This is a genomic window from Pantoea sp. ICBG 828, assembly GCF_002928355.1.
GTDB classification, from domain to species: Bacteria; Pseudomonadota; Gammaproteobacteria; order Enterobacterales; family Enterobacteriaceae; genus Pantoea; species Pantoea dispersa.
Genome location: NZ_POWN01000002.1, coordinates 113920 through 126755, shown reverse-complemented (window position 1 = coordinate 126755; position 12836 = coordinate 113920). Strand labels below are relative to the sequence as shown.

General features: G+C 61.6%; 14 protein-coding genes. 1 reads left to right on the top strand and 13 read right to left on the bottom strand.

Annotated features, from left to right (window positions below; translation table 11 throughout):
* Positions 1-19 precede the first annotated feature (19 nt).
* The 4 genes from C1Y43_RS05070 to C1Y43_RS05055 all read right to left on the bottom strand — a co-directional run bounded on the left by C1Y43_RS05070 (position 20) and on the right by C1Y43_RS05055 (position 4154).
* Positions 20-1270, bottom strand: a complete 1251-nt coding sequence (locus C1Y43_RS05070; protein ID WP_058775056.1) for an NAD(P)/FAD-dependent oxidoreductase — start codon at positions 1268-1270, stop codon at positions 20-22.
* 108 nt (positions 1271-1378) lie between these two features.
* Positions 1379-2197, bottom strand: coding sequence for an ABC transporter permease (locus C1Y43_RS05065; protein WP_058775057.1), 819 nt, complete (start codon positions 2195-2197; stop codon positions 1379-1381).
* A gap of 1 nt (position 2198) precedes the next feature.
* A complete protein-coding gene (locus tag C1Y43_RS05060) occupies positions 2199-3053 on the bottom strand; it encodes an ABC transporter permease (protein ID WP_021509491.1) in 855 nt (284 codons plus the stop codon).
* Between the two features lie 69 nt (positions 3054-3122).
* Entirely contained in the window at positions 3123-4154 is a 1032-nt protein-coding gene (locus tag C1Y43_RS05055) for a polyamine ABC transporter substrate-binding protein (protein WP_058758799.1), read from the bottom strand.
* A gap of 364 nt (positions 4155-4518) precedes the next feature.
* On the opposite strand from C1Y43_RS05055, the gene C1Y43_RS05050 reads away from it, so the two are divergent.
* On the top strand, positions 4519-5481 hold the full coding sequence (locus C1Y43_RS05050; RefSeq protein WP_021509493.1) for a LysR family transcriptional regulator: 963 nt from the start codon (positions 4519-4521) through the stop codon (positions 5479-5481).
* Positions 5482-5486: 5 nt separating this feature from the next.
* Here the strand turns inward: C1Y43_RS05050 and C1Y43_RS05045 are convergent, their stop codons facing one another.
* The 9 genes from C1Y43_RS05045 to C1Y43_RS05005 all read right to left on the bottom strand — a co-directional run bounded on the left by C1Y43_RS05045 (position 5487) and on the right by C1Y43_RS05005 (position 12814).
* Positions 5487-6416, bottom strand: coding sequence for a glyoxylate/hydroxypyruvate reductase A (locus tag C1Y43_RS05045; RefSeq protein WP_168714986.1), 930 nt, complete (start codon positions 6414-6416; stop codon positions 5487-5489).
* Positions 6413-6859, bottom strand: a complete 447-nt coding sequence (locus C1Y43_RS05040) for a type II 3-dehydroquinate dehydratase (RefSeq protein WP_104187245.1) — start codon at positions 6857-6859, stop codon at positions 6413-6415. The genes C1Y43_RS05045 and C1Y43_RS05040 overlap by 4 nt, the downstream gene beginning before the upstream one ends.
* Before the next feature lie 10 nt (positions 6860-6869).
* Positions 6870-7484, bottom strand: a complete 615-nt coding sequence (locus tag C1Y43_RS05035) for a glutathione S-transferase N-terminal domain-containing protein (RefSeq protein WP_104187244.1) — start codon at positions 7482-7484, stop codon at positions 6870-6872.
* Positions 7481-8488 carry an NAD(P)H-quinone oxidoreductase gene (locus C1Y43_RS05030; protein ID WP_104187242.1) on the bottom strand — a complete coding sequence of 336 codons (1008 nt, stop codon included), beginning with the start codon at positions 8486-8488 and terminating at the stop codon, positions 7481-7483. The genes C1Y43_RS05035 and C1Y43_RS05030 overlap by 4 nt, the downstream gene beginning before the upstream one ends.
* 3 nt (positions 8489-8491) lie before the next feature.
* On the bottom strand, positions 8492-9634 hold the full coding sequence (locus C1Y43_RS05025; RefSeq protein WP_104187241.1) for an ABC transporter ATP-binding protein: 1143 nt from the start codon (positions 9632-9634) through the stop codon (positions 8492-8494).
* 38 nt (positions 9635-9672) lie between these two features.
* The gene (gene argE / locus C1Y43_RS05020) at positions 9673-10824 is read right to left on the bottom strand and encodes an acetylornithine deacetylase (protein ID WP_104187239.1); all 1152 of its coding nucleotides are present in this window, start codon (positions 10822-10824) and stop codon (positions 9673-9675) included.
* Positions 10825-10839: 15 nt separating this feature from the next.
* Positions 10840-11514 carry a DUF1028 domain-containing protein gene (locus C1Y43_RS05015; RefSeq protein WP_021509500.1) on the bottom strand — a complete coding sequence of 225 codons (675 nt, stop codon included), beginning with the start codon at positions 11512-11514 and terminating at the stop codon, positions 10840-10842.
* A gap of 13 nt (positions 11515-11527) precedes the next feature.
* On the bottom strand, positions 11528-11953 hold the full coding sequence (locus C1Y43_RS05010; protein ID WP_021509501.1) for a RidA family protein: 426 nt from the start codon (positions 11951-11953) through the stop codon (positions 11528-11530).
* 147 nt (positions 11954-12100) lie between these two features.
* On the bottom strand, positions 12101-12814 hold the full coding sequence (locus C1Y43_RS05005; RefSeq protein WP_021509502.1) for an IclR family transcriptional regulator: 714 nt from the start codon (positions 12812-12814) through the stop codon (positions 12101-12103).
* Positions 12815-12836: the final 22 nt, after the last annotated feature.

Here is a 12836-nt window from a genome sequence, read left to right as displayed (position 1 = left end):
ATGCGCACCTGGAAAATAATTACGACTTTACGTAATCCGAATAGGCATTTTGCAGCGCGATGTGGTCGGCAATATATTTCGCATCGTGCCACACGCCGTAAATAAACGACGACGCCCGGTTGACCAGATTGGGCAGGCCAAGGAAATAAATACCGCGCTCGGCAGAAATACCGCGCTTGTGGAATGGCAGGCCCTGTTCATCAAACGCATCCACCTGCAGCCAGCTGAAATCAAATTTAAACCCGGTAGCCCAGATAATGGTGCTGATGCCCGCCGCCTGCACGTCCAGCTGCATCAGCGGATTTAACAGGCAGTCCGGATCCGGCAACAGCTCCCACGCCTGCGGCTCGGCCGGTAAATCCAGCCCGTTGCGTTCTATGTACGCATCCGCATCGCGCAGCACCTCGAAATAAGCTCTGTCACCTTCGGCGATATTCTCTGCCAGCCCCGGCGCAAAGCGCAGCACGCCGTTATCCCAGCGCTCGGTGATGCCGACCAGCGTAATGCCCATATGGGCCAGCCGGCGAAAATCCACGGTTTTACCGCCTTCATAGCCGCTGACGGCAAAGGCCACGTGCTGTTTCTTCGGCTTGATTTTCACTTCGTCCCACAGCCCCAGCGCGCCAAGCCACCAGCAGTAATCACGGTCGCGATAGGCGCGTGGCGGGCGGTAGTGCTCGCCGACCGACAGAAACACCTCGCGGCCGGCCTGACGCAACTCCTCGGCAATCTGGGTGCCGGACGCACCCGCACCGACCACCAGCACCGCACCGGGCGCCAGCTGCTGTGGATTTTTGTACGCCGATGAGTGGATCTGCTGCGGCACCGCGCCTTCAGGCACGATGGCCGGGAACGCGGGCTTCTGAAACGGCCCGGTAGCAGCCACCACATTGTCCGCGTCGAATTCTCCCACCGACGTCACCACCCGGAAGCCGCTGCGTCCGGGCAGCCGCGTCACCTGCTGTACTTCAACCCCGGTGCGCACCGGCGCGTTGAGCATCTTTGCGTAATCCTCGAAATACTGCGCCATGCGCTCTTTCGGCGGAAACGCCTCCGGTGAAATGTTATCAAACTTCAGCGAAGGAAAGCGGTCGTGCCACGCCGGGCCGTTTGCCACCAGCGAGTCCCAGCGTTCGGAGCGCCAGCGCTCGGCAATGCGGCTGCGCTCCAGCACCACGTGCGGGATCTGCATCTGCGCCAGATGTTCGCTCATGGCGATACCCGCCTGGCCCGCTCCGACAATCACGGTATTGATTTTTTCTACTGACATAGGTCATCCCCGAATAGTTGGCATGCCACCAGCGCGGCGCAAATATTGCGCCGCTGGCGATTAACACCAGGTTGTCATGTTTAACGGCGGCTTAATGGCACAGCGAAATTAATGCCCGGCCTCAACGTTTAATATTTTTCCCAGCCCGAAAAACTTATTGGCGATAATTAACATCGCGGCGGTCACCACAATATAAATAACCGACAGCGCCGCCAGCGTCGGGTCGGCAAATTCACGCACGTAGTTGTACATCGCCACCGGCAGCGTCTGCGTCGCCTGGGTGGTAATAAACAGCGAGGCGGTAAATTCATTGAAAGAGAGAATCGCCGCGAACAGCCAGCCACCAAACAGGCCCGGCAGAATCAGCGGCACGGTAATGGTCCATACCACGCGCAACGGCGATGCGCCGAGGCTGGCCGCCGCCAGTTCTATCCGCTGCTCAAGATTTTTCAGCGATACATAGACGCTGCGCAGCACGAACGGCAGCACCAGCACCACGTGGCAGAAAATCACCAGCGCGTAGCCGCGTCCCAGATTGAGCTGTGACACCAGCATCAGCAGGCCGAGGCCAATGGTGAAATGCGGAATAAACAGCGGCGACAGCAGAATGCTCTCCAGCACCTGTTTGCAGGGAAAGCGATAGCGCTCGATGGCAATCGCCAGCGTGGCACCGATGACCACCGCCAGCGTTGACGCCCATGCTGTGACAATCAGTCCGGACCAGAAGCCGTGACGAAAATCGTCGTAGCTCAGCGCCCGCTCAAACCAGCGCAGCGACCAGCCTTTCGGCGGGAAGAACAGCACGGAGGTGCTGCTGAACGACGAGATAAACACCACGACGGTGGGCAACATGACAAACGTCAGAATGGCGATCACCAGCAGTTTACCCAGCAGCGCGATCAGTTTGTCGTTGTGAGAACGGGTCATATCAGTGCCCTCCCATGGCGTGCAGGAAGCGCGTCATGCGCTTCAGCGCCAGCAGCAGCAGAATGGTCAGCAGCAGGCCAGCAATGCTCAGCGCTGCGGCAAACGGGAAGTTCATCGAGGAGAAGCCCAGCTGATACACCAGCGTAGCCACGGTACTGACGCGCCCGCCGCCAATCAGTTGGGGCGTCGCGAAAGCGCTGAAGGTCCAGGCAAACGCGGTGGTCAGGCTGGCGATGATGCCGGGAATGGATAGCGGAATGGTCACCGTCAGCAGCGCGCGTACCGGTCCGGCACCAAGGCTGGTGGCGGCTTTTTCGTAGTCCGGATTGATGTGTGACAGCGCCGTCGCCAGCATCAGCACCATGATCGGCATGGTGACATGCACCAGCGCGACCACCACACCGGTCTGGGTAAACATAAACTGGATCGGCTGGCTGATGATGCCCAGCGCCAGCAGCAGGCTATTAAGAAAGCCGCTGTTACCCAGCACGATAATCCACGAATAGGTGCGCACCACTTCCCCCAAAAATAGCGGAGTAATCGCGATGATCAGAATGGTGGATTTGATCCACGCAGTGCGGGTGCGCACCAGCGCATAGGCCAGTGGGTAACTCATCAGCAAACCAAATAAGGCCGTTTTGGCGCTGAGCAGCACGGTATTGAGAAACGCATCGCCGTAGATGCGTTTGAACAGGCCACTGAAATTGGCCAGCGTAAAGCCGCCGACATCCAGCGAGCCGGGGATGTACGCGCGCACGCTGAACTGCATCACCGCAAACATCGCGACGACCAGCCCCATCGCGGTCAGCGTGGCGGGAAGAATGAACCAGGGTAAAAATGTCGGTTTTTTCGTCATGGACGTTACTGCCTGCATAGGTGTTACCGGCTGCGGCGAGGCACCCGCCCCGCCGCAGCACCAGGACAATCAGTGAGACATGATGTTTTCAGAGAACCACTGACGCCACTCGGCGGTTTTCTCCGCGCGCAGTTGCGGATCGGTATTGATGGTGGCATTCCACTGCGCCGGCGTGGTCAGCATGCCTGGCAGCTTTGCCAGCTCCGGATCGATATGCGCGTTGGTCACCGTCGGGCTACCGCGATAGATCTTCGCCACCTGCTGCTGAATTTCCGGTTTCAGCGCGATGTTGATGAACTTGTACGCCAGATCGGCATGTTTGCTGCCTTTATTGATGCCGACGGTATCCACGCCGAGGATCGCGCCCTCTTTCGGTATCGCCAGCTTAATGTTGACCCCTTCCGCAATCATGCTGTAGGCGTTCATTGACAGCATCACCTGCACCGGCGTTTCTCCGGTGGAGATCAGCTGCTGGCTGTTGGCATCATCGGTGTAGAACGATTTGATGTTAGGAATCAGCGCTTTCAGCTTCGCCTGGCCCTGCTGCCAGTGCGCCGCATCGCTGCCGGAGAGTTTGGCGGCCACGGCGATGATGTGGCTCGGATCCCAGTCGGGCAGCGCCAGCGTGCCTTTCAGCTCCGGCTTCCACAGGTCGTTCCAGCTGGTGAAGGTTTCCCCTTTCGGCACCAGATCCGGACGGTAGCCGATGGTGTAGACGTAGCCCCACACGCCAAGGTGATACGGGCTGACTTTCGCCTGCTGCACCAGATTGACCGCGTTAGGGATTTTGCTCATGTCGAGTTTCTCGAACAGGCCGCTGTTGGCATACAGATAGCCGACGTGCGCGGTGGTGAAGGTCACGTCCGTTTCCGGCGAACCGCCCGCCAGTTTGGCTTTGTTGAGGCGATCGATGGTGCCGCCGGTGACGAACTGGACTTCGACGCCGGTCTCTTTGGTGAACTCTTTGGCGATGGTTTGATCGATCAGATCTTTAAAGCTGCCGCCCCAGGTGCTGACAATCAGCTTGTCGGCGGCCATGGCATTCCCTGCGCTCAGAATTCCCGTGGTTAACAACGTTAAGGCACACATCTTACGCAACATATTTTTGTCCCCAGTGAATGAAAAGGCTGTTATCGCTGCTCTGAACCACCGTTGATTCGCCACGGCGCGCTGCGCCAAAACAGTGCGAAAGTGAAAAGCAGGTGTCACAGCGATTCTGCCGCTGGCCGCTGCTGCGGTAAAACAGCCTTTTCCTCGCCGTTGCATCGGAATTTCTGACGCTAAAAAAGTCGCTGCTTTGCAACGGATTTTCTTAAGCCTTAGTGAGGCAGAAGCGAATGGGCGTGAAGGGTCAGGCAGGGGATTATGCTGCTATTCGCTGTCCGGCATGATAAATGCATGGAAACAGGGGTAAATAGAAAAGCCGGCGCGACAAGATCGCGCTGGCGACACCAGGAGAATCTGCATGCTCAGTCGCATCACCCAGCGCCAGCTGGAATACTTCGTCGCGTCCGGCGAAGCCGGCAGCATTATTGGCGCATCCGAACGTATTCACGTATCGTCACCGTCGATCTCGGCCGCCATTACCCACATCGAATCCGAGCTGGGGGTGCAGCTGTTTGTGCGCCACCACGCGCAGGGCGTGTCGCTCACCGCCATTGGCCATCAGGTTTTAAAAGAGGCGAAGCTGATCCTGGAACAGATGTCGAATCTGTATACCATCGCCTCAGAGTCGCTGAACAACGTGCGCGGCCCGCTGCGCGTCGGCTGTCTCGACACGCTGGCCCCGATGCTGACGCCGGAGCTGGTGTTTGGCTTTGGCCGCGCCTTCCCTGGCGTGCGCATCACGCTGGTGGAGGGCAATCATGAACAGCTGCTGAAACAGCTGCGCGCCGCCGATATCGATATCGCGCTGACCTACGATCTGGTGCCGGCCAGCGACATCGCGTTTCAGTCACTAGCGCAGCTGCCGCCGTATGTGATGGTCGGCGAACATCACCCGTTTGCCAGTCAGTCTGCGGTGACCATTCAGGATCTCGCTACGGTGCCGATGGTGCTGCTGGATATGCCGTGGAGCCGTGAATATTTTCTCAGCCTGTTTAGCGAAGCGGGCGTCACGCCCAACATTGTGATGCGCTCCGGCAATATGGAAGTGGTACGCGCGATGGTGGCCAACGGCGTGGGATTTGGCATCGCCAATGTGCGGCCCAAAGCCAATCTGTCGCAGGATGGCAAACGGGTGATCCGCGTGCGCCTTGCCGGCGTGAACCGGCCAATGTTGCTGGGATACGCCACGGTGGCCCACGTGCAGCAGTCGATGGTGGTCAACGCCTTCGCCGAACGCTGCCGCATGTTCATCTCCGATCAATACATTCCCGGCATGGCCGCGCCAAGCTACTTCGACCCGCAGGTGGTGCGCGTCGCCTGACGCGCTCAGTAACCCCGCGCGGGAAACACCTGGTTGAGCACCGGCTCGCCGCGCATCACCCGCTGGATGTTATCAGCCACCTGACGCGCGGCGCTGGCCGGGATCGCCACCGACGCCAGATGCGGGGTGATCAGCACATTCTCCATGCCCCACAGCGCATCGTCGGGCGGCAGCGGCTCGCGGTCGAACACGTCTAATGTGGCGTGGGCGATCTGTCCGCTCTGCAGCGCAGCGGTCAGCGCGGGCTGATCGACAATCGCGCCGCGCGACACGTTGATCAGCGCACAGCCCGGCGGCAACCGCGCCAGGCGCTGCGCATCCAGCAAACCGTGGGTTTCCGGCGTGAGCGGCAGCATCACCACCAGAATGTCGCTGCTGGCCAGAAACGCATCCAGCGCCTGCATACCGCTGACGCAGTGAATGCCGTCCAGCGCTTTGGGCGACCGCGACCAGCCGCGCACGTTAAAGCCCTGACGCGCCAGTTCGCGCGCCGCATACGCACCCAGTTCGCCCAGCCCCAACACGCCCACGCGAATCGACGCCGGCTCGCGCGGATGCAGATAGTGCCAGCGATGTTCACGCTGTGCGCGCTCAAATGCCGGTATGTCACGCGCGTAACGCAGCACGGCAAACAGCACGTAACCGGCCATCATGCGCGCCATATCCGGGTCCGATAGCCGGACGATCGGGATGTCAGGCAGGTCGTCGCGCCCTACCAGCGAGTCGACGCCCGCGCCCAGATTCACCAGCAATTTCAGCTGGCGATACGGGGCAAAAAAACCGCGCGGCGGCTTCCACGCCAGCGCAAACTGCACGCTATCGGCGTCCGCAACCTGATCGGCACGGCAGATAGCGACATCCGGTAACTGCGGTGCCAGCAGCGCCGACCACGCCTCGAAGCTGTCGAACTCGCTGTAAAACACCAGAGTCGTCATGCGCTGGGCTCCTGAAGCAGTGTCGCCAGCGCATCGATAGCCAGTTCATAACCCAGCGCGCCCAGCCCGGCGATCACGCCGGTGGCGGCTTTCGACACCAGCGACTGATGACGAAACGGCTCGCGCTGCCAGATATTGCTCATGTGCGCTTCGATGATCGGGCCATCAAACATCAGCAGCGCATCCAGAATCGGCACCGAGCGATACGACAACCCGGCGGCATTGATGATCAGCCCGTCCGCCTGCTGGCGCGCTTCCTGAATCCAGTCCACCAGCACCCCTTCATGGTTGCTCTGACGAAACTGCAGCCTGAGGCCGTATGCGTCGGCGCGCCGCTGACAGCGCTCGCCGATGCTGGCGAAACTGTCGCTGCCGTAGGTACCGTGGCGATCCATGCCGTACAGATTGGCATTCGGCCCATTGAGAAAGAAAATCTGAGACATTGCGGCTCCGTTACAGGTGCGGGCGCGTCGCGGCCATCGCCGGATGCGCGTCAAAAAGGGCAAACCAGGCGGCGCTCTGCGGATGCGTGGCGCGCCAGTTGAGTTCAGCAAAACGGAAGTCGAGGTAGCCCAACCCGCAGCCGATGGCGATCAACCCGAGATCGTCGGGCGTGCGGCTGAACGCCTCCGCCTGCTGCTCAATGGCCGCCAGCGCAGCCGCCACTTTGGTCAGCTGTGCGTCGCGCCACGCTGACCACTGCTTTTCCAGCGGGCGGGCGCTGGTTTCGTAGCGCGCCAGCAGCGCGGCGTCCAGCAGCCCATCACCCAGCGCCTGCCGCGTGAGGCACAGCCAGCGTGCCTCGCCGTCTGCCGGCAGCAGCTGGCCCGCGGCGCGCTGGTTAAGGTATTCGCAGATCACCCGGCTGTCGTATAAACATAGTCCCTGTTCGGTGCGCAGCGCCGGCACTTTAGCCAGCGGATTAAACGCGGCAATGCGCGCATCGCGCTCGATGGGGTGCGCCGCCGACGCCAGCAGGGTGATCTCCGGCGCCAGACCCAGCAGCCGGGCGCACACCATCACTTTTCGCACGTAAGCCGAGGTAGAAGCGTAATAGAGTTCCATCATGGCGTGGCCTCCGCGTCCGGCTGGAGCAGCACTTTGCCGATATTGGCATTGGCTTCAAGGATACGGTGCGCCTGCGTGGCGGCCGTCAGCGGCAACAGCTGGTGTACCCGCGGCGTGATGCGCCCGGCGGCCAGTAAAGGCAGCAGATGAGCGCGCACGCACTGCGCCAGACGCGCTTTTTCCGCCGCGCTTTTCGGTCGCAGCGTGGAAGAGGTCAGGCTTAAGCCTTTACGCATGATCAGCTGTAAATCGATCTCCACCGTGGCCCGCTGCATAAAGGCGAGGCTGACGTGCCGCCCGCCCGCTGCCAGCACGCTGAGGTTGCGCGCAATGTAGTCGCCGCCGACGTTATCGAGCACCACATCCACGCCGCGTTCCCGGGTCAGCGTTCGAATCACCGCCACAAAATCTTCGCTATGGCGATCGATGGCGCGCCACACGCCCAGCTGCTGCAGCGCGGCGATTTTTTCCGCACCGCCGGCGGTGGCAATCACCCGCGCACCACAGGCTTGGGCGCACTGGATCGCCAGCGTGCCCACCCCGCTGGCCGCGCCGTGAATCAGTACGCTGTCGCCCGGCATCAGACGGCCCAGCTCAAACAGGTTGTGCCAGACGGTAAACGCGGCTTCGGGAAAGCCCGCCGCGTGGCTGAGCGGCAGCGTATCCGGCACCGGCAGGCACAGGTCGGCGCGCGCCACGCAGTATTGTGCATAACCGCCGCCGCTCAGCAGCGCCATCACCGCCATGCCCGGCTGCAGTTCGCTGACGCCGGCACCCAGCGCCACAATCACGCCCGCCGCTTCCAGCCCGAGAATATCGCTGCAGCCTGGCGGCGGTGGCATGCCGTTGCGCTGCAGAATATCGGGCCGGTTAACCCCTGCGCTGACGACGCGCAGCAGCACTTCGCCCGGTCCCGGCTGCGGCACCGGGCGCTGCACCGCAGTCAGCACCTCTGCACCACCCGGCTGTGCGGCGATGATCGCCGTCATGGTTTCCGTTGCCATGCGTTAACCCTGTGCGTCGCTGGCGAAGGCGCAAACGCCCTCGTCATCAAAAGTCAGCCCTACCACGCTGCCGACCGGCCAGCGCGTCAGCGCCTCCAGTCCGGACTGACGGGCAAACAGTGAGGCACTGCCGAGCGCCGGAACATCAAGATGCACGTCAACGTGATCGCCCTGAAACACATGCGTCAGCACCGTGGCGCTGAGCAGCGCCTGCGGACCGAGCGGCGCCAGCTGCACATTTTCCGGACGCACATACACATCCAGCCGATCGCCGACGCTGGCCTGCACCCGTTTGGCCGGCAGGCGCAGCGTGTTGCCGCCCAGCTCCAGCAGCGCGCTGGTGTCACGGCCGGCGTAGCGGCCCGGCAGAATATTCACGTCACCGACGAAGCTGGCGACAAACGGATCCTGCGGGCGGCGATAAATCTCATCCGGCGGCCCAATCTGGCGCACGTGACCGGCCGACATCACTACCACGCGGTCGCTCATGCTCAGCGCTTCGCCCTGATCGTGGGTGACGAAGACCGTGGTCACGCCGAGTTTGCGCTGAATCGCTTTCAGCTCGACCTGCATGGATAAACGCAAATTTTTGTCCAGCGCGGAGAACGGCTCATCCAGCAGCAACACTTTGGGACGAATCACCAGCGCGCGTGCCAGCGCCACGCGCTGCTGCTGCCCGCCGGACAGTTCACGCGGCTTGCGCTGGCCGTAACCCGCCAGCTTCACCAGCGCCAGCGCCTGCCCGACCCGCTCGGCGATTTCCGCTTTCGGCACGCCGCGCATACGCAAGCCGTAGCCGACGTTTTTCTCCACCGTCATGTGCGGAAACAGCGCGTAGTTCTGAAACACGATGCCGATCTCGCGCTGATAGGGCGGGATTTCCGTTACCAGGTCGCCATCGATAAAAATCTCACCGCCGTCGGCTTCGGCAAAGCCGGCCATCAGGTTCAGCAGCGTGGTTTTACCGCAGCCGGACGGGCCGAGCAGCGTAATGAACTCACCTTCATGGATGGTGAGAGAAATTTTATGCAGCGCGATGGCATCACCAAAGCGCTTCAGGACGCCATCCAGCTGCACCGCCACGTTGGCCTTATGCGGTGCCGATGACAGCGGCTGCGGAAACGGGGTTACTTCTGCACTGACCATACAATCTCCGGATTCGGACGGGGTGGCTCGTCGCGGGTTCATTCGCACATCCAGGTCGCCAGCCGGCGTAACAGGCTGTCACAGGCGTCCAGCTGTGCGAGGGTGATAAATTCGTCGGGCTTATGGCCCTGCTCCATACTGCCGGGACCGCACACCACACAGGGGATGCCGGCGGCGGCAAACAGTCCGCCTTCAGTGCCAAACGCCACGGTGCCGAAGCTGTCGCTGCCGCTCAGCCGGGCAATCAGCTGTGCCGCGGCACTGTGCGCGGCGGTATCCAGTCCTGGATAGGCGCTGAGCGGCGAGAAGCGGATGGCGCTGGCGGGCTGCACCGCGCGCATCTGCGGCTCCAGCGTCTGCTGCGCATACGCCACCAGCTCCTCTGCCACCTGCTGCGCATCCTCCTGCGGCAGCGTGCGCACTTCGAAATCAAAACTGCAGGCGTCGGGCACGATGTTCAGCGCGCGTCCGCCGTGGATCACCCCGGTTTGCACGGTGGTAAATGGCGGATCAAAGCGCGCATCCTGTCGTTCCGGCGCCGCCAGACGTTCACCGATGACGGTTAAGCGCTGGATCAGCTTCGCGGCGTATTCAATCGCATTGACGCCCTGCGGCGCGTACGCCGAGTGGCAGGCCGCTCCCTGCACTTCGCAGCGCATTGCCAGCTTGCCTTTGTGGCCCAGCACCGGACGCAGTTCTGTCGGCTCGCCAATCAGGCAGATCGCCGGTCGATCGCTGCGCTGCGCCAGCGCCTCCACCAGCGAGCGCACGCCGAGGCAGCCCACCTCTTCGTCATAAGAGATAGCCAGATGCAGCGGCTGACGCAGCGGCTGGGCGAGAAAATGCGGCACCGCAGCCAGCATGCAGGCGAGGAAGCCTTTCATGTCTGCCGTGCCGCGTCCGTACAGCTTGCCGTCACGTTCGGTGAGCGCAAACGGCGGCACCGTCCACGTCTGGCCATCAACCGGTACCACATCGCTGTGGCCCGATAGCATTACCCCGCCGCTGCCGGCTGGCCCGAGCCGCGCATAGAGATTGGCCTTGCTGCGTTCTGCGTTGTGCATCAGTTCACAGGTCACGCCCAGCCCGCTGAGGTAGCGCCAGCAGAAATCGATCAGCGCCAGGTTGGATTCGCGGCTGGTGGTGTCGAAAGCCACCAGATGTTCGAGCAGGTTACGGCTGGTCAGCATCGCGTCTCCTCTCGCTTATTCATCGCCCGGCACGCCGTAACGGGGTGCCAGCGTGGGATTGAGCGCGCGCGTCAGGTAATCCTGCATCTGCGGCTGATAGGCCAGCCACAGCTGATGAAGTTCCGCGATGGGATCGCCCTCCGTCCAGTCAACGCGCAGATCAACCAGCGGCCACGACGGTTCGCCCACCACTGCCAGCGCCGCCGAATGAACCGGCCCGGCTTCGCCTCCGGCGGCCATCCCGGCCTGCATGGCCGCGATTAACCGTGCGGCCAGTTCGCCCGGCTGCTGCGTAAACGCGCTGACCATCGCCGCAATCACCTCGGGATTCGCCAGCAAATTACCGGCTGCCACGCAGTCGCTGCCGCACAGCGCGTGATTCACCCCCAGCGTGTGCGTTCCGCTGAAGCAGGCACTGCTGCCGTCGGCCGCCAGCACCGTAAGCTGGCGATAATCAAAAAAGTCATCGCTGGCAAGGCCGCTCTGCAGCGCCTGCTGCGCCGTCTCGCCCTGACTCAGCCGATCAAGAATGCGCGGGCCCAGCGCCGGCAGCGTGATGTTCTGCGTTGAAACCGCGCCGACGCCGGCGCGCAGCCACGGACAGCGTGCGCCGACCGCAATACTCGACGAGCTGACCGCAATGCCCAACTGGCCGGTTTGCGCACAGCGTCCAACAATCGATAACGTCATGATGCGGCGCTCCTTATTGCGGCTGCCAGTCGTCGGGGATCACCGCAATCACGTCGATCTCCATCAGCCACTGCGGCTGGCCCAGTCCCGAGATCACCAGACCGGTGGAGATGGGAAACACGCCTTTGAGCCACTTGCCCACCACCTGATACACCGGCTCGCGATAGCGCGGGTCGATGATGTAGGTGGTGGTTTTCACGATGTGCGACAGGTCGCTGCCCGCTTCTTCGAGCAGTTGCTTCACGTTTTTCATCGCCTGCTCGGCCTGCGCTGCCGGATCGCCCAGCCCCACCAGGTTGCCTTCGAAGTCGGTGCCAATCTGACCACGCACGTAAACGGTGTTGCCGGCGCGCACGGCCTGACACAGGTCGTTGTCCAGCGACTGATTAGGATAGGTATCTTTGGTGTTGAATTTGCGGATGCGGGTATGGGTGCTCATGATGCCTGCCAGCGTTTAATTGGTTTCCGCAAGGTATACCGGGCTTAGCGCAGCAGGGAAAACAGCATTAACTGAGGTGTTGCTTTGAAAAATCCGAAGGAGTGCGGCAGGCCTGCTGGCCCGCCGGTGAGTGATTAATGCGCAGCCTTATTTAGCCGCATAAACCGCATCACAAAATGCTTTGCGCGCGCCCAGTTTGGCTGACAGGCGTGCAGCCGCTTCGCGCATCAACACACCTAACTCTTCATCTTTGCGATTCAGCGTCAGACGCGAAACCGGGCCAGTCAGCGCCAGCGCAGCGGTCAGCCGGTCATTTTCGGCGAATACCGGTACGGCAAAGGCCGCGATGTGCGGATCGCGCGCGCCCGAGCTGAATATTGGCAGCGACGGCAGCGCATCGAAGAGATTTTCATTCATGCCCCAGAAACGCAGCACCTTACTGATGGCTGAGTTATCGAGCGGAAAAATTGTCCCCGGCAGGCGCGTATGACGCAGGCCATCAGACGATTCAGCACGAAACAGGCACAGACGCTGGCCGTTATCCAGTACGTACCAGCTGGCGCTCTCGTTGGTCGCCGTTGCCAGTGCCTGCAATTCCGGCTGCACCACGCTGGCCAGATGGAATGATTGCTCATAAAGCTTGCCGAGGTATAACAGACGCGGGCCGAGCGTGTAGACCCCGCTGTCACTGCGCACCACATAGCCCATCCTTTCCAGCGAGTTCATCAGACGATAGACAGTGGTTTTGTGATAGCCGGAAAGCTGCGACAGCGCAGTCAGCGACAGGCTCTCTTCGCCCGGCTTAAAACAATCCAGCAGCGACAACGCCTTCTCCACCGCATTAACGCCTTCATTTCCCATTTTTTCCTCCTGATTTGTGCCG

Excerpts from the sequence above, each read along its gene's own strand:
- C1Y43_RS05070 (WP_058775056.1), bottom strand. The coding sequence starts at position 1,270 with ATGTCAGTAGAAAAAATCAATACCGTGATTGTCGGAGCGGGCCAGGCG.
- C1Y43_RS05065 (WP_058775057.1), bottom strand. The coding sequence starts at position 2,197 with ATGACCCGTTCTCACAACGACAAACTGATCGCGCTGCTGGGTAAACTG.
- C1Y43_RS05060 (WP_021509491.1), bottom strand. The coding sequence starts at position 3,053 with ATGACGAAAAAACCGACATTTTTACCCTGGTTCATTCTTCCCGCCACG.
- C1Y43_RS05055 (WP_058758799.1), bottom strand. The coding sequence starts at position 4,154 with ATGTTGCGTAAGATGTGTGCCTTAACGTTGTTAACCACGGGAATTCTG.
- C1Y43_RS05050 (WP_021509493.1), top strand. The coding sequence starts at position 4,519 with ATGCTCAGTCGCATCACCCAGCGCCAGCTGGAATACTTCGTCGCGTCC.
- C1Y43_RS05045 (WP_168714986.1), bottom strand. The coding sequence starts at position 6,416 with ATGACGACTCTGGTGTTTTACAGCGAGTTCGACAGCTTCGAGGCGTGG.
- C1Y43_RS05040 (WP_104187245.1), bottom strand. The coding sequence starts at position 6,859 with ATGTCTCAGATTTTCTTTCTCAATGGGCCGAATGCCAATCTGTACGGC.
- C1Y43_RS05035 (WP_104187244.1), bottom strand. The coding sequence starts at position 7,484 with ATGATGGAACTCTATTACGCTTCTACCTCGGCTTACGTGCGAAAAGTG.
- C1Y43_RS05030 (WP_104187242.1), bottom strand. The coding sequence starts at position 8,488 with ATGGCAACGGAAACCATGACGGCGATCATCGCCGCACAGCCGGGTGGT.
- C1Y43_RS05025 (WP_104187241.1), bottom strand. The coding sequence starts at position 9,634 with ATGGTCAGTGCAGAAGTAACCCCGTTTCCGCAGCCGCTGTCATCGGCA.
- argE (WP_104187239.1), bottom strand. The coding sequence starts at position 10,824 with ATGCTGACCAGCCGTAACCTGCTCGAACATCTGGTGGCTTTCGACACC.
- C1Y43_RS05015 (WP_021509500.1), bottom strand. The coding sequence starts at position 11,514 with ATGACGTTATCGATTGTTGGACGCTGTGCGCAAACCGGCCAGTTGGGC.
- C1Y43_RS05010 (WP_021509501.1), bottom strand. The coding sequence starts at position 11,953 with ATGAGCACCCATACCCGCATCCGCAAATTCAACACCAAAGATACCTAT.
- C1Y43_RS05005 (WP_021509502.1), bottom strand. The coding sequence starts at position 12,814 with ATGGGAAATGAAGGCGTTAATGCGGTGGAGAAGGCGTTGTCGCTGCTG.